Here is a 24752-nt window from a genome sequence, read left to right on the forward strand (position 1 = left end):
TGCGGTTGCGATCAATATGTCTAGACATACCACGATGGATCGATTTGGCGAGGGAGGCCGAACGGATGCAGGACTGGCTGACCATCCACGAAGGCACGGCGCCGCTGGTGATCGGCCTGCCGCACACGGGGACCGACATTCCGCCCGCCGTCGAGGCGCGGATGACCTCATCTTGGCTGGCCCGCAAGGACGCAGACTGGTGGGTGGATCGGCTGTACGACTTCGCGATCGACATGGGCGCGACCCTGGTGCGAACGGGCGTGTCGCGCAGTGTCATCGACGTGAATCGCGATCCGTCGGGCGTCTCACTCTATCCCGGCATGACCACGACCGGCCTGTGTCCGACCGAAACCTTCGACGGCGAGCCGCTGTATCGCCCAGACCAAGAACCCGACGCGGCCGAAATCGCCGAGCGACGCGCGACTTGGTTCGATCCCTATCACGCCGCCCTGCAAGCCCAGCTAGAGCGACTGCGCAGCCGAGGTCCGGTCGTGCTCTACGACGCCCATTCCATCCGGTCCGTCGTGCCGCGCCTTTTCGAGGGCGAACTGCCTCAGTTCAACATCGGCGACAACGACGGCGCCACCTGCGCCGGCGAGCTGACGCAGGCTGTCGAAAAAGCCTGTGTGATCAGCGGCGACAGTGTCGTCGTCAACGGCCGCTTCAAGGGCGGCTGGACCACGCGCCACTACGGCCAACCCGACGCAGGTGTTCACGCCATTCAAATGGAGTTGGCGGACCGGGGCTACATTCTCGATCCCGCCGGACCGGTGTCGCCAGAAAACTGGCCCAGCCCCTATGAGCCGGACCGCGCCGAGCCGATGCGCGGCCATCTGCGCCGCGTCCTGACCGCCTGCATCGCCTTCGCCGAGAGCCAACGATGAACACGCCCAACGCCCGGATCGTCCGCAGCCCGCGCGGCCCGGAAAAGACCGCCAAGACCTGGGCCGCCGAAGCGGCCATGCGGATGCTGATGAACAACCTGGACCCCGAGGTCGCCGAGCGGCCCCAGGACCTCGTCGTCTATGGCGGCATCGGCAAGGCGGCGCGGGATTGGGCGGCGTTCGACAGAATCGTGGAAAGCCTGCAGGCGCTGGAGGCCGACGAGACCCTGCTGGTTCAATCCGGCAAGCCGGTCGGCGTCTTCCGCACCCATTCCGACGCCCCGCGCGTGCTGATCGCCAACTCCAACCTGGTGCCAAAGTGGGCGACCTGGGAGCATTTCAACGAACTCGATCGCAAGGGCCTGGCCATGTATGGCCAGATGACTGCCGGGTCTTGGATCTACATCGGCACCCAGGGCATCGTTCAGGGCACCTACGAGACCTTCATGGAGGCGGGCCGCCAGCACTACGGCGGCGACTGGTCGGGCAAATGGATCCTGACCGCGGGTCTCGGCGGAATGGGCGGGGCCCAGCCCCTGGCCGCGACAATGGCCGGTGCTTCCTGCATCACGATCGAATGCCAACGCAGCCGCATCGAGTTCCGTCTGCGGACGCGCTACGTCGACGTCATGGCCGAAAACCTGGACCAAGCCCTGGCGTTGCTGGAGCAATCGTTCCGGGACAAGAAGCCGTTGTCGATCGGCCTGTTGGGCAATGCAGCCGATCTGTTGCCTGAAATGGTTCGCCGCGGCGTGCGGCCCGATCTCGTCACCGACCAGACCAGCGCGCACGATCTGATCAACGGCTACCTCCCCTCGGGCTGGACCGTCGCGGAGTGGGAAGACAAGCGAGTCAGCGATCCAAACAGCGTCGCCGCCGCTGCACGGGCCTCCATCGTCGCTCATGTGAAGGCCATGCTGGACTTCCAGGCAATGGGCGTGCCGACCACCGACTACGGCAACAACATCCGTCAGGTCGCCTTCGACGCGGGCGTCTCCAACGCCTTCGACTTCCCCGGCTTCGTGCCCGCCTACATCCGCCCGCTGTTCTGTCGGGGGATTGGTCCGTTCCGCTGGGCGGCCCTGACCGGCGATCCGGAAGATATCAGAAAAACAGACGCGGCCATGAAGCGCCTGTTTCCCGACAACGCGGGTCTGCATCGCTGGCTCGACATGGCGGGCGAGCGCATTGCTTTTCAAGGCCTTCCGGCCCGCATCTGCTGGATCGGATTGGGTGATCGCCACCGCGCCGGCCTGATGTTCAACGACAAGGTGGCGTCGGGCGAACTGTCGGGGCCGATCGTCATCGGCCGCGATCACCTGGACAGCGGTTCGGTGGCCAGCCCGAACCGCGAGACCGAGGCCATGTTGGACGGGTCTGACGCGGTCTCCGATTGGCCTCTGCTAAACGCCCTGTTGAACACGGCCTCGGGCGCCAGCTGGGTGTCGCTGCACCACGGCGGCGGCGTCGGCATGGGCTATTCCCAGCATTCGGGCGTCGTCATCGTCGCGGACGGGACCCCGGAGGCCGCCCAACGGCTTGAGCGGGTGCTGTGGAATGACCCCGCCACGGGCGTCATGCGTCACGCCGACGCCGGCTATGAGATCGCCCGTTCGGCCGCCCGCGAGCACGAACTGAACCTTCCGAGCCTGAAGGCCTGAACCATGACCGCGATCTTCCTCGGCCAATCGCCTCTCACCCTGGCGCAACTTCGTGCGGTGCTGGAGGGCCCCGCTACCGTTTCACTGACGCCCGACGCCTGGGCCGATGTTGACAAGGGCGCAGCGACCATCGCCGCCATCGTGGCCGAGGGGCGCACCGTCTACGGCGTCAACACCGGCTTCGGTCTGCTGGCCAACACCTCCATCGCGCCTGAAGATCTGGAGACGCTGCAGCGTAATCTGGTTCTCAGCCACGCCTGTGGAGTCGGGCCGCTGCTGCCGGATGCGGTAACCCGTCTTTTGATGGTGCTGAAGATCGCCAGTCTGTCGCGCGGCGCCTCCGGCGTTCGGCGCGAAACGCTGGAGGCCCTGATCGCCCTGGTCAACGCTGACATCCTGCCCAGCATTCCGTCCAAGGGATCGGTCGGCGCATCGGGCGACCTGGCGCCCCTGGCCCATATGTCCTGTGTCCTGATCGGCGTGGGCGAGGCGCGGCTGAACGGCGAGACCTTGGAGGCCGAAGCCGCTCTGGCGAAGGTCGGCCTTACGCCTCTGACGCTGGGCCCGAAGGAAGGTCTGGCCCTGCTGAACGGCACCCAGTGTTCGACGGCGCTGGCCCTTGCCGGTCTGTTCGCGGCCGAGGCGGCGTTCGCGGCCGGGATCGCCGCCGGAGCCTTGTCGGTCGATGCGCTGAAAGGTTCCGACGCCCCCTTCGATCATCGCATCCACGCCCTGCGCGGCCAACCGGGCCAGATCGCCGTCGCCGCCCGCCTGCGCGAGTTGATGGCCGGCTCCGCCATCCGCGACAGTCACCGCGACGACTGCACCAAGGTCCAGGACCCCTACTCCCTGCGCTGCCAGCCCCAGGTCATGGGCGCAGTCCTCGATGTGCTGACCAGCGCCGCCGCCACGCTGGCGCGTGAAGCCAACGCCGTGACCGACAATCCGCTGGTCTTCATCGAGGATGGCGACGTGATCTCGGGCGGAAACTTCCACGCCGAACCCGTTGCTTTCGCTGCCGATCAGATCGCCATGGCTCTGTGCGAGATCGGCAATATTTCGGAACGTCGCACCTCGATTCTGGTCGATCCCAAGATGAGCGAACTGCCCGCCTTCCTGGTCAAGGAAAGCGGCCTGAACTCCGGCTTCATGATCGCCCAGGTGACGGCTGCCGCCCTGATCGCCGAGAACCGCATGGTCGCTCATCCGTGCAGCGTGGACACCGTGCCCACCAGCGCCAATCAGGAAGATCACGTCAGCATGGCCACCCACGGCGCCCGCCGCCTGCTGGACATGGCCGAGAACACGGCGACAGTGGTCGGTATCGAGCTTCTGGCGGCGGCGCAGGGACTGGAGTTCCATCGGCCGCTCACCAGCTCGCCGGCGCTGGAACAGGTCTTCGCCATCGTGCGAGAAGCCGCAGCCCCCTATGCCAGCGATCACTATTTCGCCCCGGACATCGCCCGTGCGACCGACGCCGTGCGCGCGGGTCGTTACCGACCCTTTGCGGCGGATCTGCTGCCTTCGGCCTGATCCGGCTCAGCCGCCGAGAACACCTAGGTGTTCCAGCAGGATGGCCGTGCCCAGACCGATCAGCGCCACGCCGCCGATGATCTCTGCGGTTTTGCCGAAGCGCGTGCCAACGGCCTTGCCGATCAGCATGCCGATGGTGGTCAACACGAAGGTGGTGAAGCCGATCGAGGCGGCGATCACCCAGATATTGGCCCCGATGAAGGCCAGCCCCACGCCGACGGCCGCAGCGTCGATGCTGGTGCCGACCGCCGTCGCCACGAGCGCCCAGGGGCCGGACCGGCGCGGCGCCTCATCCTCGTCCGCGCCGCGAGGTTGAACGCCTTCCCAGATCATCTTGCCGCCGACGATCAGCAGCAGGGTGAAGGCGATCCAGTGATCCACCTTCTCGACCAGGCCGGCGGCGATGATGCCCAGTCCCCAGCCGATCAGAGGGGTGATCGCCTCGATCACGCCGAAGACCAGACCGGCCTTGACGGCGTCCTTGACGGCGGGTCGATGCGACGCCCCGCGTCCTACGGCGGCCGCAAAGGCGTCCGTGGACATGCTGAGCGAGAGAATGGCGATGGCGCCTGGGGTCATGAAACAGCACTCGACCGGACGCGTGACAGCGGTCCTGAACCGGCCGGTCGCGGCGTCAGGACACGCTGGTCTCGCTAGGCGGTGGTTCCGCTGATCGCGCCACGCGCCGAAGCGCGAGTATGTTGACGCGATCCCGACGACGAACGCCGGAAGCTACTCCCCAACAGGAGGCGGCTCTCTACACGCCGCTTGCCGCGCTTGGCAACCTCACAGGTCGATCAGGCGCCCGACTTGGGCGCCATCGCGGCGGGCGCATCATCGCGGGCCGAGGTCGATGCGCCGGCCGGTTGGCGCTCGACCGTCAGGGCATAGGCGCCCATCTGATTGGGCCCGTAGGCGCGAGCGCGCACGACGTACCAGCCGTCGTCCGGCGCGGTCCAATCCAGCTTGGCGTGCGCGTCGGACAGGCCGTCGTCATCGGTGGCCAGGCTGGTGAAATCGCCGTCCTCGTCTTCCTGGCCAAGGTCGATGAAGGAATCGAAGGCGTTCGACACCATCGTCAGACGCAGCTTCTCGTCCTTCTTGGCCTGGAAGCGGTAGGCGTCGAAGAAGGCGCCTTCGTCGCTGAGCGCCGCGCTGTTCGACAGAGTTCCGCGCACGGTCGACCCGATCAGCAGGCTGCCGGGCTTGGGCTCTGGCCCGCGATCCAGCAGCTCCAGTGAATAGAGGCCCTTGCCTTCCGCATCCAGCGGCATGGCGCGGACCACATAGTTCCCGTCCGACGGCAGGGTGAAGTTCAGCCTTGAATCGGTGCCCTCGGCCAGGCCGTCGTCATCGCTGGCCAAGGCCTCGAACTCACCGTCGGCCTTGCCGATCTCCAGATAGGCGTCGAAGTCGCCGGACCGCAGGATCGCCTGGACGCGCTGGCCTTCCGTTCCAGCAAAGACATAGGCGTCATAGCGTTTGCCATCGTCGCCCTGGGGGTCCTCGTCGGTGATCTCGCCCTCCACGGTTTGACCCAGGGTCGCCGTGGTCGGCGGCGGCGGCGGCGCGGTTTCGGTCAGCTTCAGCGTATAGTCGCCCTCGGCCTCGTCGCTGAATCCGCGCGCCTCGATGATGTAGTCGCCGTCGGCGTCCAAGGTGCGCGCGATGCGGGCGTCGGTGCCCGAGCCGGCGCCGTCATCGTCCTCCGCAAGGACAGTATCGTCCGAAGCACGGCGAAGCGTCAGATAGGCGTCGAAGTCGCTCGACTTCATCTCAATGGCGACGCGCTGGCCGTTTGTCCCGGTGAAGCGATAGGTCTCCGCGCGCTGACCGCCGTCGTTCGTGGCGCTGTCCGAGCCTAGTTCACCCTTGATCTCGTCACCGATCGCGATGGGCTTTGACGGCGGCGCGGGCGGCGCCTCGGCCAGGACCAGTTCGTAGCGACCCAGCCCGTCTTCCAGCGACGTGGCCCGGATCACATATTCGCCGGCCGTCGGCGCCGTGAAGGTCAGCCGCGAATTCAGCCCGCCGCCGGGCGCATCGTCGTTCGAACTGATCTCGACGAAATCGGGACCGTTCATCCGCCCCACCCGCACCAGGGGATCGAAGGCCTCGGAATCCAGCGTCACCACAAACCGATCGCCGGCATTGGCGCGGAAGGCGTAGGCGTCATAGCGGCCACCGCCTTCCTGCTCAGGATCGCGAGTCGTCAGTTCGCCGCTCTGGGTGGCCCCGACGCGAATGCCGCCGGGTCGCGGCGCACGCGGGGGAGCCGGGCGTTCCTGCAACGACAGCTGATAGTCGCCGCCGTCCAGTCCGCTCAGCGTCCGGGCTCTCAGAACATAGGTCCCCGCCTGCTCCGGCGTGAAGCGCAGCCGCGCATCGGTGTCGTCCCCCAATCCGTCGTCATCGGACGCCAGCGGATCGCCCGCTGCGCCTTCGGCATAGACTTCCAGATAGGCGTCGAAAGCGTCCGATCTCAGCGTGGCTTCCAGTCGCTGTCCCGCCCGCGCCTCAAACCGATAGTCGTCATAGCGATATTCGTCATCCGCCGCCTTGGCGTCGCCGTCCGTCAGGGCGCCGTTCACGTTGGCGCCGATGCGCAGAGACTGCGCGTCCTGGGCCACGGCCGGCGCGACCGCCCACAACATGGCAAGGGTGCTGACAGCGGCGACAAGCGACGGACGGTTCATGAATTCCTCCAGCATAGGCTGCGGATCATAGACGCCGAACCGTGACGGCTGTAAATCGCCGCCATCCTGATTTCCCGCCAGACGGAGCTGCCATGTCGGCCCAATCCACGCCTGCGACCCTGATCGACGGCAAGGCCTTCTCGGCCGCCCTGGTGGAACGCGTCGGCGCGGCCGTCGCCCGGCTGGAGGCCGCGCACGGCGTCAAACCCGGCCTGGCCGTCGTCATCGTCGGCGAGGATCCGGCCAGCCAGATCTACGTCCGCAACAAGGGTGAGACGACGCTGCGCGCCGGCATGCGCTCCGACACCCACCGCCTGGCCGAATCGACCCGGCAGGACGAACTGCTGGCCCTGATCGCTCAGCTGAATGCGGATGCGGGCATCCACGGCATCCTGGTCCAACTGCCCCTGCCCGCCCACATCGACGCAACGGTGGTTCTGGACGCCATTTCGCCGGACAAGGATGTGGACGGCTTTCATGTCGTCAACGCCGGTCGTCTGGCCGTCGGCCTGCCGGGTCTGGTCCCCTGCACCCCCCTGGGCTGTCTGATGCTGCTGAAGGATCGGCTCGGCGATCTGTCGGGCATGAACGCCGTCATCGTCGGCCGTTCCAACATCGTCGGCAAACCGATGGCGCAACTGCTGCTGGCCGAAAGCTGCACAGTCACCATCGCCCACTCGCGCACGCGGGATTTGCCCGAGGTCTGCCGCCGCGCCGACATTCTGGTCGCCGCCGTCGGTCGGCCCGAGATGATCAAGGGCGACTGGATCAAGCCGGGCGCGACCGTCATCGACGTGGGCATCAACCGCGTCCCCTCGGCTGATCCCGTCAAGGCCGCCGAGGGCAAGACCCGCGTCGTCGGCGATGTCGCTTTCAAGGAGGCGGTCGAGGTCGCAGGTCGCATCACGCCGGTGCCGGGCGGCGTGGGGCCCATGACAATCGCCTGTCTGCTGGCCAACACCTATTCGGCCGCCTGCCGCCTCAACAATATCCAACCGGAGCCATTGGACGCTTGATGCATTCATTGGGCCGGTGAATAGTCCCGCTGAACGGCGCTATCGCCGAACGGGAGATGTCATGGTCCGCCTCAATGCTCGCGCCGTCGCTCTGACCGGTGCTCTGATGATCGTCCCCGCCGTGGCGGGCTGCGGCTACAACACCATTCCGACCAAGCAGGAACGCGCGGAGGCGGCCTGGGCCGATGTGCAGAGCCAGTATCAGCGCCGCGCCGACCTGATTCCAAACCTGGTCGCGACCGTTCAAGGCGCCGCGATCCAGGAACGCACCACTCTGACCGACGTGATCAACGCCCGCGCTCGCGCCACCTCGGTCAACGTCTCGGCCGACGACCTCGATAATCCGCAGGCCTTCCAGCAGTATCAGGAAGCCCAGGGCCAGCTGTCCGGCGCCCTGTCGCGCCTGCTGGTGACGGTCGAAGCCTATCCGCAACTTCAGGCCAACCAGAACTTCCTGACCCTGCAGTCCCAACTGGAAGGCACCGAGAACCGCATTCAGATCGCGCGCCGCGACTACAATGAGGCCGTGCGCGACTACAACACGACCTTGCGCACCTTCCCGCAGGTGATCTGGGCCAAGACCCTGCACGGCGGTTCGCAGCCGATGCAGCTGTTCACCGCCACCGCCGCCGCCCAGTCGGCGCCCCAGGTCAACTTCAACCTGAACGCCCCGCCCGCCAACGCCTCGGCACCCGGCGGTGGCGCACCGGCCGTGGCGCCGGGCGCGACCCCGCCCGCCCAGTGACGACCCTCCAAGCGGCGGCGCGGCGTTCGCCTGGCGTCGCCGCCCTCCTTTTCAGCCTTGCCTTCGCCTTGCTACTCGCCCTTCCGGCGGCGGCGCAGAGCAAGATCGACTTCCCGCCCCTGACCGGCCGCGTGGTCGATCAGGCCAATCTGCTCGATCCGGCGACAGAACAGGCGCTGACAGACAAGCTGGCGGCGCTGGAAGCCAGTTCGACCGACCAGTTGGTCGTCGTGACGGTCAACAGCCTCCAGGATCAGGAGATCGAGGATTACGGCTATCAGCTCGGTCGCGCCTGGGGCATCGGTCAGAAGGAGAACGATAACGGCGCCTTGCTGATCGTCGCTTCGAATGAACGCAAGGTCCGCGTGGAGGTCGGCTATGGGCTGGAGCCCATTCTGACCGACGCCTTCTCGTCCCAGGTCATCCGCAACGACATTCTGCCGTCGTTTCGAGACGGCGATTACCAGGCGGGGGTGATCAAGGGCGTGGATGCCCTTATTGCTCAGTTGTCGCTCGACCCGGCGGAGGCGCAGGCGCGCGCCCAGGCCGCCGCAGCCGAGCAAGCCGACACCAAGAGCGAATCCGTCATTCCGCTGGTCATCATCGCCGGGCTTTTCCTGTTCATCTTCTTGATCGCCATGCGGTCCGGGCGCGGACGACGCAGCAATGCCAGCTCAGTCCTGTTGTGGGCCGCGTCAGAGGCGCTGCGGAACTCCGGCAGAGGCGGCGGCGGTTGGGGCGGCGGCGGTGGCTTCGGCGGGGGCGGGTTCGGCGGCGGCGGCGGCAGTTTCGGCGGCGGCGGCGCCTCGGGGGGATGGTGATGCAGATCACGGACAACGACCGCACCCGCATTGCCGAAGCCATAGCGGCGGCCGAGCGTCAGACGTCGGGTGAAATCTTCTGCGTCGTCGCGCGTCGTGTCTCGACCTATGTGGACGTCAGCCTGGCCTGGGCGGCGGCGATGGCGCTTTTGGCCCCGATCGTCTTTGTCCCGTTCGTGCTGGATCTTCGCTGGCCCAGCGATGGCTGGGAGGCGGCACACCAGGCCGCGCAGGACGCCACGACGGCGCAGGCCCTGGGTCTTTATGCCCTGTCGCAGGCCGTCGTCTTCGTTGCTGTCTTTCTACTGACCCGTATCCCAGCCGTGCGCCGTCTCGTGACGCCCGCCGGCGTCAGGCGCGGCCGCGTCAGGGAGGCGGCCTTGCAGCAGTTCATGGCCCAAGGCGTCCATGTCACGCGCGAGCGCACGGGCGTGCTGATCTTCGCGGCCATGGACGAACATCAGGTCGAACTGATCGCCGATGAGGGCATTTACGCCAAGGTCGATGAGGACGCCTGGGCCCAGGCCGTCGCGGCACTGACCCGCGAACTGCGCGCCGACCGCCCCGTCGATGGTTTCGCAGCGGCCATCGCCCTATGCGGCGAGGTTCTGGCCCGCCACTTTCCACCGCGCGCCGACAACCGCAATGAGTTGCCCGATCATCTGATCCTGCTCTGATCGTCGCATCGGGGTCGCATTCGCGCGCCAGAAGGCCTAGCCCACGGTCAACGTTCAAACAGCCGCCAGCTCATGCCTCGCCTTCTTACCTACAATGTCCACCGCTGCGTCGGCACGGATCGCCGTCTGGATGTCGGCCGGATCGTCGCCGTCATCGCCGAGTTCGAGCCGGACATCGTCTGCCTGCAGGAACTGGACGTGGGCCGCGCGCGCACGGGCGGGGTCGATCAGGCCGAGGCGATCGCCGACGGTCTGGCCATGACCTCGCGTTTCCATCCAGCGATGCGGGTCGAGGCGGAACAGTACGGCGACGCCATCCTGACCCCGCATCCCGAACGGCTGATCCGCGCCGGCGCCTTGCCGACCGTGAGCGGCATTCCGGGTCTCGAACCGCGCGGCGCGATCTGGTCGGAAATCGAGATCAACGGCACGGCCGTCAACGTCATGAACACCCACCTGGGTCTGGTTCCGCGCGAGCAGCGGCTTCAGGCCGCCGCGTTGGCCGGATCCGGCTGGGTCGGCGGATGCACGGGACCGATCCTGCTGGCCGGCGATTTCAACGCCACCTCCATCACCCGGCCCTATCAGACCTTATGCCGCAGCCTGCAGGACTGCCAGCGTCAGTTAGGCCAGAAACCCAGTGTGAAGACCTTCCCTTCGGCCTTCCCCGCCATCCGCATCGACCACTGTTTCGTCAGCCCGCATATCCGCATCCGCGCGGTGCGATCCGCCTTCTCGCCCCTGGCCCGCGTCGCCTCGGACCACCTGCCGCTGATCGTCGATTTCCAGGTCGTTCAACCCGGCGCGTGACCGCCCTCGGACGCTGGTCGCGTGCGTTGCGAACGGTTCAGACGCTTCCAAGGCCGCCAGGCGTCGCTGGACGATGTCGGGTCGCCCAGCTGCCATTCCGCAAACATCCGCTGGATACGCGTCGGCGGCTCTGAGCCCAGCGGCTTCAGCCGATCGGTTTCGAAGTTGCAGATCGCCTGCCCCACCGAGCCGAAGACGCCCTCGACCGCCGCATAGTCTTCCGTCGCAACGCCCAGCCAGTGAGCAATCGTCCGGTGACGGTGCGCCGTGATGAAGGCCCGACCGGCCGCATCGACAGGCTCGGCGGCGATGTCGCATTCTGTATCTAGGCCCATCGACCGGTTGTTCAGATTGGTGGACCCGATCCGCAGAAGCCGATCATCGATAATCGTCACCTTGGCATGGACGATGATCCGGTCGCCGTCGGCGGTCAGCGGGGCGAAGGCGAAAAAGCGGTTGTATTTGTCCGCCTGCTCCAGCCGGTGCAGCACCTCGGCCCGGGCCGTGTCCATGGTCATGCTGTCGAACCAGCTCGGGCTCTTGGCGGTCGAGATGACGATGACTTGCGGTCCATCCACCTCGGCCAGTCGTTCGGCCAGCGCGGCGGCGATGACCGGCGAGGTGAAATACTGGTTTTCGATATAGATCAACCGCTTGGCGCGCCGGATGGATTCCAGGTGCAAGGCCTCGCTCTCGCGCACCTCCTGCCGCCCCGACCATTTCGGCTCGGTGCGGGCGATGCCGACGGGCACGTCCGTCATCTGCACCGGCACGCCATCGGGCCAGGGATCGTCCTCGACGTCGTCCGCGATGGTGCGCTCCCAGGTCGCCTTGAACCAGCGTTCGCGCGCCAGATCGCCCAGCGCCCGCGCCGCAGGGCCGTCCATCACGCTCATCACCTCGTGACGCGCCTTGCAGATCAGGCCGCTGGGGAGGGCGCGGCGCGGGTCGCCGTCCAGATGTTCGTCGGAATCCCAGCGATCGGTCGAGATGTCGCCGCCGCCGCAGAAGGCCACCTTGTCGTCGATGACAACCACCTTCTGGTGATGACAGGCGCCGATAGGGCCGGGGGAATCGAGCCGGAACTCCACCATCCGCTTACGGAACCAGCGCTGCGCCTTGTGCGGATAGAAGCCTTGCGACGCGGCGATCAGCAGCGGCGATTTCCAGATGAGCAGTCGCACATCCAGGTCCGGCTTCTTCTTGACCAGCATCCGCAGCTGGCGACCGATCTCGGCCGATTTGTCGCCGGGCCGCGTCTCCGGGTCCAGATGGGTGCGCGGATCGAACTGCCATCCCAGCAGCACGATGGAGCGTTGCGCCTTGTGGATCGCAGACGACAGGGCGTCGAAATAGGCTTCGTTTTCCATCAGCACCGAAAAACGGTGCGCGACGGCGGACGTCCAAAGGGCGGGCCCCGGCTCCAGCAGACTGCCTTCGTAACTGTCGCCGGCTAAAGTCATGCGACCTATCTGTCTGATTCGCGTGACATGGTGTCGAAGCGTCTGCATCCTCCGTTCCACGCGCGTGTCCTTCGGTCAATCTTTCAGGGCGGGATTGTGACGTTCGCCGATTTGGCGCATAAGGAGCGTAGCCATACAGGCTGCGAGGGAGGGTAGAATGCAGGCGCTTGTCGAACTGATCGCTGGCTTCATCGCCCTGCTGGCCGCCGCCGTCCTGACGCAGTTCGGCGTCGACACTCACAACCCCAACCACGGCGACCGCGAAGTGCGCCGTGTGGTGGAGTGTCGGGACACCGGCTCCAACGCCACTCTGCTGTCCGACTCCAAGCGCGACTGCTGAACGCTGCGGCGCTTTGCGCGCTGCATGACGCGGTTCATCGACAGGTTGCGGGCTTGAGTCGGTTTCGTCCGCATCGATCATGCTCTAGGGTTTCCTCGGCGCTGTCGGACGCCCGCGTAGAGATCGAGTTTTTGAGCTTATGAAGTCTCCCAAACGGCCGCCGCTGAAGCTGACCGACGACGAGGCCGTCGCGCCGGTCGAGCTTTCGACCTCAGACGAAATGCCGGTCGATGAGGCGACACCGTCGCTCGACCCGATCCCCGAGCCTGATTTCGAAATCGTGCAGCCGACGTTCGAGCCGCCAATGTCCGAGCGCCGCCGCCGTCGCCTGCTGGAAGAGCAGCGGCAGGCCGAGGAACGCGCCCTTGCCGCCGAACGGGGCGCCGCCCCCGTCAATGCGAAACCGACGCCAGAGACTCCTGTCGATATGGCCGTCGCCGTCGGTCAGCCGCCCGCGCCGTTCGAGCTGTCCAAACCGCCCGCTGTGAAAACCGTTCAAGCCAAGGCCCAGGCCGAGCCGTCAGGACGCCACGCCTATGTGATCGCAGGCGTCGCCTCCGCCCTGTGGATCGGCGGCGTCGCATCCTGGGCTGCTTACGAGTTCGGCGCCGGCGGGGCGGAACTGGATCCGCTGCGGATCGCCATCTACGCCCTTATCGCCCTTGCCCCTGCGGGCTTGGCCATCATGCTGGCCCATGCCGTCCGACAGGGCGCCGGTCTGGCCGCAGAGACCCGTCGCGCCCGGCAACTGGCGGAGGCCTTGGTCGCCCCGACCGCCCTGGCCGCCCAGCAGACCGGCGAGGTGCTTCAGTCGCTGCGTTCCGACATCGATCACGCCACCCTGGCGGCGGAACGCGCACGCAACGACATGGCCCTGCTTCGAGAGGCGCTGGCCCAGGAGACAACGCGCCTGAACGAGGCGGCCGAGAACGCCGGCCGCACTGCGCGTCGTCTCACGGAAAACCTAGGCCGCGAGCGCGACCAGATGCAGACCCTGGGCATCCATCTGGATACGCAGGCGTCGGGCGTCATCGACGCCGTCGAGCGTCAGTCGCGAATGGTCGCTGACGCCTCTGATTTGGCTCAGGCGCAACTGCGTGAAGCCGAGGCCGCCCTCGCCGCGCGCGCCGCCGACCTCGCCGCCGCCGCTGGTGAAGCCCAAGACGCCGCCCGCGTGGCCTCCGACGATCTGGCGCGCCAGACCATTCGACTTGAGAACGCCGGTTCGGGCGTCGCCGAGCAGATCCAGTCCGTCGAAGAAGGCCTCAGCCAGCAGCGCGCCGCCCTGGTCACCGCCGCCTACGCCCTGCGCACCGATCAGGAGGACTTCTCCGCCCAGGTCGAAAGCCAGCGCGCTCAACTGATCGAACATCTTTCCGCCACGCGCAGCGCCGCGGGCGATCTGGATCGCACCACCCAGACCTCGGTCGAGTCCATGCGCGATCTGGTCGAGGCGGCTACCGACCAGTTCCGCGCTCTCGTCGACATGTCGCAACGCGAGGCCGACGGCTTCGATTCCGCCACCAAGCTCGCCCTGGATCGTTTCGAAGCCTTGGCGGCCGAGGCGCGCGACGCCCTGATGGAAGAGACGCGCCGCGCCCTGGAGCAGATGCGCGCCACGGCCGAGGATTCTCGCGCCGCCGCCGCCGACGCCGCCGAACAGGCGCGTCTGCGCACCGACCGCCTGGGCGAATCCTTGTTCGACGCGGCCCAAAAGGCCGACACCGCCGCCGACGCCCGCATCGCCGACGCCCGCCGCATCGTCACCGAAACGTCCGGCCTGGTCGAAGAGACCGGCGAGCGGATGGTCAGCCGCCTGGAAACCCTGGTCGCACGTCTCAACAACGCCTTGTCGGAAATCGACACCGCCGTCGCCGACATCGACGAACGCGCTGCGCGCCTGCCTCAGGAAGCTCGCGCCCGCGCCGACGCCGTGCGCGCCACGGTCGAGGAAGGCCTGGCCTCCCTTTCCGCCGCCTCGCGCAAGGCGGCCGAGGACACCGAGGCGCTGGATGTCGGCTTCCAGGATCGCGTGCGCCGAAACTACGACATGCTGACCGAGGCCGTGCGTCTGATGGGCGTGGTGTCGGGCGATACGACGCCGGCGCGTCGTCGCGAGCCGGCCGCAGAGATCGAAGCCCGGCCAGAACCTCGTCCCGAGCGCCGGACCGATCGCCCAACGCCTCCCGCCTCGCCGCCCGCCGAGGAGCGCAGGTTTGGTCTGCGCAGTCGCCTGCGGCTCGAGCCCGCAGAGACGCCCCCGCCGGCGACGGACAAGGGCCTGGATTGGAGCGATCTGATCGACGGCGACGACGACAACGAGGCGCCGCTGGAACTGGACACGCCCTCCCCTTCGCCTGCCGAGGCCGAGGCGCTGTCCGACCGGGTCGCCGCCGCCATCCGGCGCATGGGCGTCGATCCCAACGCCCTTCTGCCCCGCTCCCGCGTCGAAGAGGCCGCCCGCGCCTTCAGCAATGGCGACCCCGACGCCGCGCGTCAGATCGTGCGTCGCGTCGCGCCGGCCGCTGTCCGCAGCGTGTCTCGCCGTGTCCTCAGCGACGCCGAACTGCGCGCCGACGCCGAACGCTATGTCCGCAACTTCGCAGTCATGCTGAACGCTTCCGCCCGCGCTGGAGACAGCGCAGCGGTTCAGTCCAGCCTGGCGTCGGACAGCGGTCGCGCCTTCATGTTGCTGGATGCGGCAGTCGGCGACCTGGGCTAAGACTTTTGCGGACTTGACGGCGTCGGGAAGTTACAGCCTCTTGCACGTCACCGAACTGTCATGGATGGGGCTATGGCTGGCACGATGAACGAAATCGACAGTCGTGCCAGTGGTGATCGCCGCCCTGGCATCATCATCTGCGCCTATGACGGCGATGATGACGGGTGGGACCTGGTCGAGGATCTGTCGGGCGAAATCTGGAGCCCCAGCGGGGCCCGCGCTGTGCCTATCGCCGCCGCCGATCCCGACGAACTGGCCTCGACCCTGGCCGCCCGTCTCGGCAGCGGGGAATGCCGGGCCGTCCTCCTAGTCGGACGCACGCAAAAGGGCGCAGGCTTCCGGGTCCAGATGCGCGCGGAAAACCGCACCCTCGACTACAAACACCGCCTGTCCAGCACCGGGCCGGGCGTGGCCCGCACCACGGCGCCCGTCGCCGACATGGTTCGCGCCCTGACCGCCGCCGGGCTGCAGGCCGACGCCTCGTCCGACATTGAAGAGGACGCCGGCTCCTATCTTCTCTATCGCGTGCTCTCGGACCTGCCGGATGGGCCGCTGACGCCGTCGATCGGCCTACTGCGCGCGCCCGCCCCCGCCAACGAAGCGGCGGTGCGCAGGGGCGTCAAGGCCGCCGCCTCGGCCATGGCCAGCCACCTGACGCCGCTACCGCGTGTCGGTTAACCCTCCTGGGTCGCAGACATCGACGAACGGGCGGTCTAGGGTTTCGAAATGACAGTGAGTCGCAACCTGATCGTCTTCGCCGCCCTGAACGGCGCCCTGGCCGTGGCGCTGGGCGCCTTCGCCGCGCATGGCGCCGGGCCGCAGATCAAGACCCTGCTGACCACCGGCGCCCAGTATCAGATCGTCCACGCCGTCTTCGCCTTCGCCTGCGCCCAATGGACAGGGGGCGGCGGGCTGGCGCGCCTTGCGGGCTGGCTCGGATCGATCGGCGGCCTGATCTTCTGCCTCGCCCTGGCGGCGATCGCCTTTCTCGGCGTGCCCGCGTTCGGCGCCGTGGCCCCGATCGGCGGCCTGTTGATGATCGCCGGCTGGCTCTGCCTGGCGTTTGCGGCCTTGCGTTCTCGCCCCTGATTTCCTCGTAGAAAGACCAAGCATCCATGGCCTTCCCCACGCCCGCCGAGCCGCGTCGTGTGCTCCACCCCGAGATCGAGGCCTATGCCTCGGGTTGGATGCCGACTGGAGGCGTGCATGAAATCTATTACGAGGAATCCGGCAATCCGCACGGCCTGCCGGTCCTGGTTCTGCACGGCGGGCCTGGCGGCGCGGTCAATCCGGGCATGCGCCGCTTCTTCGATCCGGCCGTCTATCGCATCATCATGTTCGACCAGCGCGGCTGCGGTCAGTCGCGGCCCCACGCCTCGCTGGAAGACAACACGACCTGGACCCTGATCGACGATATCGAGCGTCTACGCGTGTTGTGCGGCATCGACAAATGGGTGGTGTTCGGCGGCTCTTGGGGTTCGACCCTGTCGATGGCTTACGCCATCACCCACCCTGAGCGGGTCATCGCGCTCTTGCTACGCGGCATCTTCCTGCTGACGAAGAAGGAGTTGCACTGGTTCTATCAGGACGGCGCCTCGATGGTCTTCCCCGACGCCTGGGAGCGCTTCATCGCCCCCATCCCCGAGGCCGAGCGCGGCGACCTGATGGCCGCCTATTACAAGCGGCTGATCGGCGATGACGTCGCCGAGCGCGAACGCTGCGCCGTCGCCTGGTCCAGCTGGGAGGGCGAGACCGTCAGCGTCGAGGGCCCCAACGCCCGGCCTGACAAGTTCGCCGAGCCCGACTTCGCCGTCGCCTTCGCGCGGATCGAGAACTGGTTCTTCACCAACGCCGGCTTCTTCGAGGAGGACGGCTGGCTGCTGAAGAATGTGGACCGGATGCGGCATATCCCGTGCTGGATCGCGCAGGGCCGGTTCGACGTGGTGACGCCGATCTCAGGCGCCTGGGCGCTGCACCGCGCCTGGCCCGAGGCGCATCTGGACATCGTCGGCGACGCCGGCCACGCCTCGTCGGAACCCGGGATCGTCGACAGCCTGGTGCGCGCCGCCGACTGGGCTGCAAGCCTTCAGGCATGAAAAAACCGCCGCGCAGGACAGCGCGGCGGCCTTTCCCATTCTGGAGAAATCAGAACCGCTTTGCGGTTCGATTGTCGATGCTCCACGCGCCCGGACCGGCAGTGAAGATGTAAAGGAAGATGAAGCAGTACAGGATGGCCGCGTCGCCGCCGTTCACGGCCGGATAAGGGCTGCTGGGGAAGTGGAACATCCAATAGGCCACGGCCATCTGGCCCGAGGCGATGAAGGCGGCCGGACGTGTGAACAGGCCCAGGATCAGCAGCAGGCCCGTGATCAGCTCGATCACCCCGCCAATACCGAACAGTGACAGCAGTTCCTGCTGACCGGGCTCGGCCCCGGCCGGAAAGCCGAAGACCTTGATGACGCCATGCGCCAGGAACAACAGGCCGGCGACGATCCTGAGCGCCGCCAAGGCGCGGGAAGACCAGCCATTCACTTGATTGAACATTCTCTTTCCTCGCCTTTTTGATGCGTTTGTTCACGGTCGGATCGGGTCCGACCGTGAAGCTTGATCCGAAAATCAGGCGGCGTCCACCAGCACGATCTCGGCGTCGGACAGCGCCTTGACCGTCACGACATCCTCCTGAGCGATGGCCGCGCCGTCGCGGGCGTTCAGCCGGACGCCGTTGACCTCGACCTCGCCCTTTGCCGGCACCAGATAGGCCCGCCGCGCAACGCCCAGCGGATAGTCGGCGCTGTCGCCCGCCTCCAGCGTCGCCGCCACGATCCGCGCATCGGTGCGGATCGGCAGGGCTTCCGTGTCGCCTTCGAAGCCCGAGGCCAGGACTACGAACTGGCCTGACCGCTCGCCCTTGGGGAAGGGCTTGGTGCCCCAACTCGGCGCATCCCCGCGTCGGGTCGGCTCGATCCAGATCTGGAAGATCCGCGTCAGCTCCGGCTCTGCATTGTATTCGGCGTGACGGATGCCGGTTCCCGCGCTCATCACCTGCACATCGCCCGCGACGGTGCGGCCCTTGTTGCCCAGACTGTCCTCATGGGTGATGGCTCCGTCGCGGACATAGGTGATGATTTCCATGTCGGCGTGGGGATGCGGCGGGAAGCCCGTGCCGGCGGCGATCTCGTCGTCGTTCCAGACCCGCAGATTGCCCCAGCTCATCCGCTTGGGATCATAGTAGTTGGCGAAGGAGAAATGGTGTTTGGCGTTCAGCCAGCCGTGGTTGGCGCCGCCGAGAGATTCAAATGGTCTGCGCTCGATCATCGCACTCGTCCTTTCGCGTCGGAACCGTCCGACGCCTTTGCTTGACGCCAAGATAGAGATCGGCGACCGATCAGAAATAGAAACAACCGAAACTCATCGTTTCAGGACGCAAGGCCGCCCATGTCCCGCCTGCCCGATCTGGAGGCCCTGGCCATCTTCGCCAAGGTGGCCGACAACCAGTCCTTCTCCGGCGCAGCCGAGACGCTGGGCCTATCCAAGGCCACCGTATCCAAGGCGATCACGCGCCTGGAACAGCAGCTGAAGACCACCCTGCTTCACCGCACCTCGCGCCGCTTCGCCCTCACCGATGCAGGCCGAACCCTGGCCGCCCGCGCCGCCCACATGCTGGCCGAGGCCGAGGGCGCGGTGTCGGAGGCGTTGGACATGTCCGTCACCCCGCGCGGCTTGGTGCGACTGGCGGCGCCCATGTCGTTCGGCATGGCCTATGTGGCCCCGGCCCTGCCCGAGTTCCTCGCCACCCACCCCGACGTATCGGTCGATTTGCACCTGTCGGACGAGGTCATCGATCTGGTCGGCGGCGGCTTCGATTGCGCGCTGAGGATCGCCGCCCTGGCCGATTCCTCGCTGACGGCGCGCAAACTGCGGCCTGTGGCCCGCGCCCTGGTGGCCTCGCCGTCCTATCTCGATCAGCGGGGCCGCCCCACTCATCCCGACGATCTGGCCCGTCACGCCTGCCTCGGCTACGCCTACATGCCCAGCCCGGACACCTGGCGGTTCAGCAATGAGGCGGGTGAAGAAGTGGTCGTGCATCCGCGCGGGCCGTTGCGCGCCAACAACTCCGACGCCCTGACGGCGTCGTTGTGTGCGGGTCTGGGGCTCTTTCCCCAGCCGGACTTCATCTATTGGAAGGACGTCGCCGATGGCCATCTCGAGACGGTGATGACCGACTGGCGGCTGCCGCCCATCGCCCTGCATCTGGTGGCGCCCAGCGGAGGACCGCGCCCGGCCAGGGTCACGGCCTTCATGGACTATCTGGCGGCGAAGTTCAGCGGACCGCTGTGGCCGGGCGATACGGTGGGGCGCTAACGCTCAACCGCACTTCACTTCGCGCACGATGTTGGTCGCCTCGTCATAGACGAAGTTCACCCGATTCTCGCGATAGTCCATGGTCGCGGCGCAGGTGGTGCACAGCACACGGAAGGTCTGGCCGGCGGGCGCGGTCGGGATGGTCGAACGGTTGCGGCCGACATAACTCTGATAATCCGAAACCTTGCACGCCTTGAAGGCGGTGTCCGATCCGGGCGCAGGCTCGGCGGTGTGGACAGGCGCGCAGGCCGACACGGCCAAGGCGCCAGCGGCCAACAGTGTACTCACGATAATCTTCATGGTCGTCTCCTTGCGTCGAGGTCAGCCGCAGCGGACCTGTTCGATGATGCCGGTCTGTTCGTTGTAGAAGATGTTCAGACGATAGGCGGAGAAGTCCTGCGTCACCGGGCAGGTGGTGCAGGTCACGCGCCGGTTGACGACGTCCACGGGCACTGGGATTTCGGTCCGGGACTTGCCGACAAGATATTGCATCTCGCCGGCCTTGCACACGTCCTCCGTCTGGGCGGTCGGCATCCGGCTGCCGACGGGCGGATTCAACTGGGCCTGCTCGACCGCGCGCGGCGCAGGCGCCTCGGAGACCGGCGTGGAGCAACCGGCCAGCAGAACCAGTCCGATCAGGCCGCCTTTTCCCAGCGCCCTTCGTCCGTTTGACGCCAATAGGCCAGGTTCGCGCCCTGCCCCTTCAGCGCCTTCCAGCGTCCCCGCGCGTGTTGCAAAGCCGGCTCGTCGCGACCGTCGAAAATAATGAAGCATCGTTCGAACCCTTCCGTCCCGCCCAGTTCTGCGTCGTCGACTATGAACAGCGCCTGAGCGCCGTTCAGGTTCTCGCCTGTCTCGCTCAACAGCACAGGCTGGCGCTCGGCATGGGGCTGGTCGGCCCGGCCGTGCGGCAGGAAACTGTCATCGCGAAACGTCCACAGCGTCTCGTCGACCTCGTCCAGACGATGCGAATGCGATGATTTGATCATGGCGCGCCACCCCCGCTCGATCGTCTTTTCGAGCAGGGTTGGCAGCACCTGATCCAGCGATGAACGCTCCAGGTGATAGAACCAGATTTCGGGCTTGTCGCTCACCCGGCTCTACCTCCCGACCGATCAGCCTTCGTAGGAATCCGCGACCATCCGGTCCAGAGTCCGCACAGCGAAGCCGACGCCGCCTTCCGGCACGGTGGGGCTGGGGCTCTTGTTGGCCCAGGCCGTCGGGGCGATGTCCAGGTGCGCCCACGGCACGCCGTTGGTGAAGCGTTGCAGGAACAGGGCGGCGGTGATCGACCCACCGGCGCGGCCGTTGCCGGTGTTCTTCACATCGGCGATCTTGGAATCGATGTGCTGCTCGTAGATGGCCGGGATCGGCATGCGCCAGAAGTTCTCGCCGACCTTCTTGGCCGCGGCCAGGATCGGGTCGGCGACATCGTCGGAGTTCGAGAAGACGCCGGCGTAATCCAGACCCAGAGCCACGATCATCGCACCCGTCAGGGTGGCCAGGTCGATCATGAACTTCGGCTTGAAACGCTCCTGCGTGTACCAGAGGGCGTCGGCCAGGACGAGGCGACCTTCGGCGTCGGTGTTGATGACCTCCACCGTCTGACCCGACATGGACACGACCACGTCGCCCGGACGCTGGGCGTTGCCGTCCGGCATGTTCTCGACCAGACCCAGCACGCCGATGACATTGGCCTTGGCCTTGCGGCTGGCCAGGGCGATCATGGTTCCGGTCACGGCTGCTGCGCCGCCCATGTCCCACTTCATGTCTTCCATGCCGTCCGCCGGCTTGATCGAGATGCCGCCGGTGTCGAAGCAGACGCCCTTGCCGACGAAGGCCAGCGGCTGAGCGCCGGCTTCGCCGCCGTTCCACTTCATGATCGCAAGCTGGCTTTCGCGACGGCTGCCTTGGCCCACGCCCAGCAGGGTGCGCATGCCCAGCTTCTCCATCTCGGCCTCGCCGAGGATTTCGACTTCAAGGCCCAGGCTCTCCAGCGCCTTCACCCGCTTGGCGAACTCGGCCGGATACAGGACGTTGGCCGGCTCGGACACCAGGTCGCGCGCGAAGATCACGCCGTCGGCCACCGCCGACAACGGCTCCAGCGCAGCTTCCGCGCCCCGCAGGTCGGTCGTGACCACGCGGATGGTGGTGATCGACGGAATCTTGTCGGCCTTTTGCGTCGTGCGATACTTGTCGAAGCGATAGGCGGCCAGACGCGCGGCGAAACCGACGCGGGCGGCCTGCTCAGGCGACAGGTCCGAAGCGTCGATCGTCAGCACCTGGGCGCCCGACAGCTTGACCGCCGCATAGGCGTTACCGCCGAAAGCCTCAACCGCCAGGTCGTCCAGCTTGTCCTTGGCGCCTGCGCCGACCAGCAGCACGGCGTCGGCCTCGACGCCCGCCGGCGCGGCGATGCTCAGGCTCTGCCCTGCCTTGCCGGTGAAACGGCCCTTGCTCGACACCTTGGTCAGGGCGCCGTTGGCCTTGCCGTCCAGCGCGGTCCCGGCGGCGGTGAAGGTGCGATCTTCAAAAACCGGAACGGCCAAAATCTCGGCGGCGTCCACGGCGGCGACGAATTCGATCTTCATTCAATCAACTCCAGCCAGGCCCCACCCGGCGTCTGCAAACAGCAAAATGACAACGGCGCGTCTGCTTGTCGCGGACGCGCCCTGATGTGCTACTAGATGCGCCTCAATATCGCCGCCTGCAACCGGGCGAAGTCCATCCGCCCATGACCCTGATTCAAAGATACCTTTTTCGCCAGATACTGTTCCCTGTGATCGCCGCGTGCGCAGCGCTGGCGGGAATCGGGATTCTGAGCCAGAGCCTCGACCAACTTCAGGTCATCGTGGAGCGGGGCCAGAGCGTGTGGATCATGGTCAAGCTGACCCTGCTCGCCCTGCCGCAACTGCTGTCGGTGATTCTGCCGATCGGCCTTTTCGTCGGCGCCCTGATCGCCCTGACGCGGTTGCAACGCGAACAGGAGCTGACGGCGGCCTTCGCGGGCGGCATGACCCGGTGGCAGGTCATATCGCCGGCCGCCCGCATCGCCGTGCTGGTCGTCTTGGTCACCCTGCTGGTCAACGTCTTCATTCTGCCCTGGGCGCAGCAGGAGGCGCGGCGACAGGCGTTCGACATCCGCACCGACCTCGCCGCTCTCTTGGTCGAGGAAGGCCAGTTCGTTCAGGGGCCTGACGGTCTGACCGTCTATGTGCAGCAGATCGAACAGAACGGTCTGCTGAAGAACCTGTTCGTCTATCTGGACGACAAGGACAAGGTCACGACCTGGAACGCGTCCGAAGCGCGCTTCAGCCGCGACGCCGGCGGCATTCCCATCCTGACCATGATCGACGGTTCGGCCCAGCGCTATTCGTCGGGCGGCGTGCTGGAAACGCTGTCGTTCGGGCGATACGATTTTTCTCTCGCGCCCTTCGTCGGGGTGACCGACACCATTCGCTACAAGCCGACCGACCTCTATCTGCGCCAGCTGCTGAACCCGACGGCCAAGGTGCTTGAGGTCGCCGGCTCGCGCGGCGAACTGCTGGCCGAGGCGCATTCGCGGCTGGCCTCGCCGCTCTACGCCATGGTCGCCATGGCCCTGGCGCTTTCGGCCATTCTGGGCGGCGCCTTCAGCCGCACCGGTTATACCTTGCGCATCGCCAAGGCGGCGGGCCTGTTCCTGGTCCTGCGCGTCATCGGCTATGGCCTTGTCGCCGCCAGCGCCTGGAACGGCTGGATGAACCTACTGCAATACGTCGTGCCGATCGTGGCCATCGTCGTCGCTCTGCGGGTTCTGTTCCGCGCGCTGAAGCCGCGTCGCAGCCGGACAACTGCCGCCCTGCGCGATCTGAAGGCCAAGTTCGCATGACCGCCATCGCCGCCTCCGCCCGTCGCTCGCCGCATATCCCCCGTCTCGGCGGCATTGAACGCTATGTGCTGGTTCAGCAGTTGAAGTCGCTGGGCGTGGCCCTGGCCGTAATTTCGGCCCTCGTCATGCTGATCGACTTCGTCGAGGTCTCGCGCGGCGTCGGCTCGGCCCAGGATTTGTCGGCCGTGCGCATTTTCGGCCTTGTGCTGCTGAAGTCGCCCTCGGTCATCGTGCAGTTGATGCCGTTCGTGTTCCTGTTCGGCACCCTGTCGGCCTTCATCAGCCTCAACCGCCGCAGCGAGTTGATCGCCATGCGGGCTGCCGGCGTCTCCGCCTGGCGGTTCGTCCTGCCGGCGGCCGGCATGGCCTTCGTGCTGGGTGTGCTGACCGTCACGGTATTGGGTCCGATGGCCTCGGCCGGCGACGGTCTGTGGCAACGCGAGCGCGCGCGGATTTCCGGTACGGCGCCCGGCGGCGACCCCAAGGAGGCGATCTGGCTCCGCGAGGGCGACGATCAGCGCCAGATGATCATCCGCGCCGGCCAGCAGGACCGCGCCAACGCGCGACTGCTGAACGTCAGCTTCTTCATCTACACAACCGCGCCCCGCGGCGGTCGCACCTTCTCCGAGCGGATCGACGCCAAGTCGGCTTCGCTGAACGCCGGCAGCTGGCGCCTGACCGACGCCGTCGGCGCCCAGATCGGCCAGCGCGCCGTCACCTATTCCAGCCTGACCCTGGTCTCCAGCCTGGCGGACGACGAAGCCTTCGATCGTTTCGCTCGACCGCAGGCCACGCCCTTCTGGTCGCTACCCAACCAGATCAGCCGAATTGAAAACGCGGGCTTCACCTCGACCGCCTATCGCCTGCGCTTCCAGCAACTTCTGGCCACGCCGCTCGTGTTCGCCGCCATGTCCATCCTGGCCGCCGCCTTCTCGCTTCGGCTGATGCGATTGGGCGACTTGGCGCGCATGAGTGTGGCGGCCGTGGTGCTGGGCTTCGCTTTCTTCTTCTTGAACCAGTTCTCGTCGGCGATGGGATCGGCCGAGGTCGTGGCGCCCTTCGTCGCCGCCTGGCTGCCGCCTGTTCTTACGGCGCTCGCAGCCTTGACCTTGCTGTTCTATACCGAAGACGGCTAATCGGGCGCTCGCTTC

Annotated in this window: 25 protein-coding genes and 1 riboswitch; of the genes, 16 read left to right on the forward strand and 9 right to left on the reverse strand. The window is 66.8% G+C overall.

Going from position 1 to position 24752, the window contains the following annotated elements:
* The first annotated feature begins 65 nt into the window (after positions 1-65).
* The 3 genes from hutG to hutH are packed head-to-tail and all read left to right on the forward strand — an operon-like array spanning position 66 to position 4078.
* Positions 66-884 carry an N-formylglutamate deformylase gene (hutG, locus tag QRN13_RS08795; RefSeq protein WP_284877614.1) on the forward strand — a complete coding sequence of 273 codons (819 nt, stop codon included), beginning with the start codon at positions 66-68 and terminating at the stop codon, positions 882-884.
* The gene (gene hutU / locus QRN13_RS08800; protein WP_284877615.1) at positions 881-2545 is read left to right on the forward strand and encodes a urocanate hydratase; all 1665 of its coding nucleotides are present in this window, start codon (positions 881-883) and stop codon (positions 2543-2545) included. Before hutG ends, hutU begins: the two co-directional genes overlap by 4 nt.
* 3 nt (positions 2546-2548) lie before the next feature.
* Entirely contained in the window at positions 2549-4078 is a 1530-nt protein-coding gene (gene hutH / locus QRN13_RS08805; protein WP_284877616.1) for a histidine ammonia-lyase, read from the forward strand.
* A gap of 6 nt (positions 4079-4084) precedes the next feature.
* Here the strand turns inward: hutH and QRN13_RS08810 are convergent, their stop codons facing one another.
* Positions 4085-4657 carry a manganese efflux pump MntP gene (locus tag QRN13_RS08810; RefSeq protein WP_066551658.1) on the reverse strand — a complete coding sequence of 191 codons (573 nt, stop codon included), beginning with the start codon at positions 4655-4657 and terminating at the stop codon, positions 4085-4087.
* 27 nt (positions 4658-4684) lie between these two features.
* Positions 4685-4828, reverse strand: a riboswitch (yybP-ykoY riboswitch).
* Between the two features lie 47 nt (positions 4829-4875).
* A complete protein-coding gene (locus QRN13_RS08815; protein WP_284877617.1) occupies positions 4876-6774 on the reverse strand; it encodes a PPC domain-containing protein in 1899 nt (632 codons plus the stop codon).
* Positions 6775-6866: 92 nt separating this feature from the next.
* Between QRN13_RS08815 and folD the strand changes: the two genes are divergently transcribed.
* The 5 genes from folD (at position 6867) to QRN13_RS08840 (ending at position 10843) form a co-directional block, all read left to right on the forward strand.
* The gene (gene folD, locus QRN13_RS08820) at positions 6867-7790 is read left to right on the forward strand and encodes a bifunctional methylenetetrahydrofolate dehydrogenase/methenyltetrahydrofolate cyclohydrolase FolD (RefSeq protein WP_284877618.1); all 924 of its coding nucleotides are present in this window, start codon (positions 6867-6869) and stop codon (positions 7788-7790) included.
* 61 nt (positions 7791-7851) lie between these two features.
* The gene (locus QRN13_RS08825; protein ID WP_112861840.1) at positions 7852-8535 is read left to right on the forward strand and encodes a LemA family protein; all 684 of its coding nucleotides are present in this window, start codon (positions 7852-7854) and stop codon (positions 8533-8535) included.
* Entirely contained in the window at positions 8532-9356 is an 825-nt protein-coding gene (locus tag QRN13_RS08830) for a TPM domain-containing protein (protein WP_284877619.1), read from the forward strand. Before QRN13_RS08825 ends, QRN13_RS08830 begins: the two co-directional genes overlap by 4 nt.
* Positions 9356-10033, forward strand: coding sequence for a TPM domain-containing protein (locus QRN13_RS08835; RefSeq protein WP_284877620.1), 678 nt, complete (start codon positions 9356-9358; stop codon positions 10031-10033). The genes QRN13_RS08830 and QRN13_RS08835 overlap by 1 nt, the downstream gene beginning before the upstream one ends.
* A 72-nt stretch (positions 10034-10105) precedes the next feature.
* On the forward strand, positions 10106-10843 hold the full coding sequence (locus QRN13_RS08840) for an endonuclease/exonuclease/phosphatase family protein (protein WP_284877621.1): 738 nt from the start codon (positions 10106-10108) through the stop codon (positions 10841-10843).
* Here the strand turns inward: QRN13_RS08840 and QRN13_RS08845 are convergent.
* The gene (locus QRN13_RS08845) at positions 10828-12306 is read right to left on the reverse strand and encodes a phospholipase D-like domain-containing protein (RefSeq protein ID WP_271041314.1); all 1479 of its coding nucleotides are present in this window, start codon (positions 12304-12306) and stop codon (positions 10828-10830) included. The two genes, QRN13_RS08840 and QRN13_RS08845, sit on opposite strands and share 16 nt — an antisense overlap.
* A 157-nt stretch (positions 12307-12463) precedes the next feature.
* On the opposite strand from QRN13_RS08845, the gene QRN13_RS08850 reads away from it, so the two are divergent.
* From QRN13_RS08850 to pip, 5 genes are all read left to right on the forward strand, one after another.
* Entirely contained in the window at positions 12464-12646 is a 183-nt protein-coding gene (locus QRN13_RS08850) for a hypothetical protein (RefSeq protein ID WP_055808686.1), read from the forward strand.
* A 139-nt stretch (positions 12647-12785) separates the two neighbouring features.
* Positions 12786-15368, forward strand: a complete 2583-nt coding sequence (locus tag QRN13_RS08855) for a coiled-coil domain-containing protein (protein ID WP_284877622.1) — start codon at positions 12786-12788, stop codon at positions 15366-15368.
* 72 nt (positions 15369-15440) lie between these two features.
* The gene (locus tag QRN13_RS08860; protein WP_284877623.1) at positions 15441-16046 is read left to right on the forward strand and encodes a C15 family peptidase; all 606 of its coding nucleotides are present in this window, start codon (positions 15441-15443) and stop codon (positions 16044-16046) included.
* Between the two features lie 48 nt (positions 16047-16094).
* The gene (locus QRN13_RS08865; RefSeq protein ID WP_039247990.1) at positions 16095-16457 is read left to right on the forward strand and encodes a DUF423 domain-containing protein; all 363 of its coding nucleotides are present in this window, start codon (positions 16095-16097) and stop codon (positions 16455-16457) included.
* A 26-nt stretch (positions 16458-16483) separates the two neighbouring features.
* Complete coding sequence (gene pip, locus QRN13_RS08870) at positions 16484-17464, forward strand: prolyl aminopeptidase (RefSeq protein ID WP_199059264.1); 981 nt, start codon at positions 16484-16486, stop codon at positions 17462-17464.
* Between the two features lie 49 nt (positions 17465-17513).
* Here pip and QRN13_RS08875 read toward each other — a convergent pair whose 3' ends face one another.
* Together QRN13_RS08875 and QRN13_RS08880 are read right to left on the reverse strand one after the other, a co-directional pair.
* Complete coding sequence (locus QRN13_RS08875) at positions 17514-17912, reverse strand: DoxX family protein (RefSeq protein WP_055755196.1); 399 nt, start codon at positions 17910-17912, stop codon at positions 17514-17516.
* A gap of 72 nt (positions 17913-17984) precedes the next feature.
* A complete protein-coding gene (locus QRN13_RS08880) occupies positions 17985-18683 on the reverse strand; it encodes a pirin family protein (RefSeq protein ID WP_284877624.1) in 699 nt (232 codons plus the stop codon).
* Positions 18684-18803: 120 nt separating this feature from the next.
* Between QRN13_RS08880 and QRN13_RS08885 the strand changes: the two genes are divergently transcribed.
* The gene (locus QRN13_RS08885) at positions 18804-19730 is read left to right on the forward strand and encodes a LysR family transcriptional regulator (protein ID WP_055755194.1); all 927 of its coding nucleotides are present in this window, start codon (positions 18804-18806) and stop codon (positions 19728-19730) included.
* Positions 19731-19733: 3 nt separating this feature from the next.
* Here the strand turns inward: QRN13_RS08885 and QRN13_RS08890 are convergent, their stop codons facing one another.
* Genes QRN13_RS08890 through QRN13_RS08905 form a run of 4 tightly spaced genes read right to left on the reverse strand, consistent with a single transcriptional unit; the run spans position 19734 to position 22321 of the window.
* Positions 19734-20030 carry a hemolysin gene (locus QRN13_RS08890; RefSeq protein WP_271041322.1) on the reverse strand — a complete coding sequence of 99 codons (297 nt, stop codon included), beginning with the start codon at positions 20028-20030 and terminating at the stop codon, positions 19734-19736.
* 21 nt (positions 20031-20051) lie between these two features.
* Positions 20052-20408 carry a hypothetical protein gene (locus tag QRN13_RS08895; protein ID WP_174085785.1) on the reverse strand — a complete coding sequence of 119 codons (357 nt, stop codon included), beginning with the start codon at positions 20406-20408 and terminating at the stop codon, positions 20052-20054.
* Complete coding sequence (locus QRN13_RS08900; RefSeq protein ID WP_055755192.1) at positions 20366-20824, reverse strand: DNA polymerase III subunit chi; 459 nt, start codon at positions 20822-20824, stop codon at positions 20366-20368. The genes QRN13_RS08895 and QRN13_RS08900 overlap by 43 nt, the downstream gene beginning before the upstream one ends.
* A gap of 21 nt (positions 20825-20845) precedes the next feature.
* Positions 20846-22321, reverse strand: coding sequence for a leucyl aminopeptidase (locus QRN13_RS08905; protein WP_284877625.1), 1476 nt, complete (start codon positions 22319-22321; stop codon positions 20846-20848).
* Between the two features lie 143 nt (positions 22322-22464).
* Between QRN13_RS08905 and QRN13_RS08910 the strand changes: the two genes are divergently transcribed.
* A complete protein-coding gene (locus QRN13_RS08910; protein WP_284877626.1) occupies positions 22465-23601 on the forward strand; it encodes an LptF/LptG family permease in 1137 nt (378 codons plus the stop codon).
* Positions 23598-24737 (forward strand): LPS export ABC transporter permease LptG, encoded by a 1140-nt coding sequence (gene lptG, locus QRN13_RS08915; protein WP_284877627.1) that lies wholly within the window; start codon positions 23598-23600, stop codon positions 24735-24737. Before QRN13_RS08910 ends, lptG begins: the two co-directional genes overlap by 4 nt.
* Positions 24738-24752: the final 15 nt, after the last annotated feature.

The organism is Brevundimonas sp. MEB006b, from assembly GCF_030209705.1.
Lineage (GTDB): Bacteria > Pseudomonadota > Alphaproteobacteria > Caulobacterales > Caulobacteraceae > Brevundimonas.

Excerpts from the sequence above, each read along its gene's own strand:
- hutG (WP_284877614.1), top strand. The coding sequence starts at position 66 with ATGCAGGACTGGCTGACCATCCACGAAGGCACGGCGCCGCTGGTGATC.
- hutU (WP_284877615.1), top strand. The coding sequence starts at position 881 with ATGAACACGCCCAACGCCCGGATCGTCCGCAGCCCGCGCGGCCCGGAA.
- hutH (WP_284877616.1), top strand. The coding sequence starts at position 2,549 with ATGACCGCGATCTTCCTCGGCCAATCGCCTCTCACCCTGGCGCAACTT.
- QRN13_RS08810 (WP_066551658.1), bottom strand. The coding sequence starts at position 4,657 with ATGACCCCAGGCGCCATCGCCATTCTCTCGCTCAGCATGTCCACGGAC.
- QRN13_RS08815 (WP_284877617.1), bottom strand. The coding sequence starts at position 6,774 with ATGAACCGTCCGTCGCTTGTCGCCGCTGTCAGCACCCTTGCCATGTTG.
- folD (WP_284877618.1), top strand. The coding sequence starts at position 6,867 with ATGTCGGCCCAATCCACGCCTGCGACCCTGATCGACGGCAAGGCCTTC.
- QRN13_RS08825 (WP_112861840.1), top strand. The coding sequence starts at position 7,852 with ATGGTCCGCCTCAATGCTCGCGCCGTCGCTCTGACCGGTGCTCTGATG.
- QRN13_RS08835 (WP_284877620.1), top strand. The coding sequence starts at position 9,356 with ATGCAGATCACGGACAACGACCGCACCCGCATTGCCGAAGCCATAGCG.
- QRN13_RS08840 (WP_284877621.1), top strand. The coding sequence starts at position 10,106 with ATGCCTCGCCTTCTTACCTACAATGTCCACCGCTGCGTCGGCACGGAT.
- QRN13_RS08845 (WP_271041314.1), bottom strand. The coding sequence starts at position 12,306 with ATGACTTTAGCCGGCGACAGTTACGAAGGCAGTCTGCTGGAGCCGGGG.
- QRN13_RS08850 (WP_055808686.1), top strand. The coding sequence starts at position 12,464 with ATGCAGGCGCTTGTCGAACTGATCGCTGGCTTCATCGCCCTGCTGGCC.
- QRN13_RS08855 (WP_284877622.1), top strand. The coding sequence starts at position 12,786 with ATGAAGTCTCCCAAACGGCCGCCGCTGAAGCTGACCGACGACGAGGCC.
- QRN13_RS08860 (WP_284877623.1), top strand. The coding sequence starts at position 15,441 with ATGGCTGGCACGATGAACGAAATCGACAGTCGTGCCAGTGGTGATCGC.
- QRN13_RS08865 (WP_039247990.1), top strand. The coding sequence starts at position 16,095 with ATGACAGTGAGTCGCAACCTGATCGTCTTCGCCGCCCTGAACGGCGCC.
- pip (WP_199059264.1), top strand. The coding sequence starts at position 16,484 with ATGGCCTTCCCCACGCCCGCCGAGCCGCGTCGTGTGCTCCACCCCGAG.
- QRN13_RS08875 (WP_055755196.1), bottom strand. The coding sequence starts at position 17,912 with ATGTTCAATCAAGTGAATGGCTGGTCTTCCCGCGCCTTGGCGGCGCTC.
- QRN13_RS08880 (WP_284877624.1), bottom strand. The coding sequence starts at position 18,683 with ATGATCGAGCGCAGACCATTTGAATCTCTCGGCGGCGCCAACCACGGC.
- QRN13_RS08885 (WP_055755194.1), top strand. The coding sequence starts at position 18,804 with ATGTCCCGCCTGCCCGATCTGGAGGCCCTGGCCATCTTCGCCAAGGTG.
- QRN13_RS08890 (WP_271041322.1), bottom strand. The coding sequence starts at position 20,030 with ATGAAGATTATCGTGAGTACACTGTTGGCCGCTGGCGCCTTGGCCGTG.
- QRN13_RS08905 (WP_284877625.1), bottom strand. The coding sequence starts at position 22,321 with ATGAAGATCGAATTCGTCGCCGCCGTGGACGCCGCCGAGATTTTGGCC.
- QRN13_RS08910 (WP_284877626.1), top strand. The coding sequence starts at position 22,465 with ATGACCCTGATTCAAAGATACCTTTTTCGCCAGATACTGTTCCCTGTG.
- lptG (WP_284877627.1), top strand. The coding sequence starts at position 23,598 with ATGACCGCCATCGCCGCCTCCGCCCGTCGCTCGCCGCATATCCCCCGT.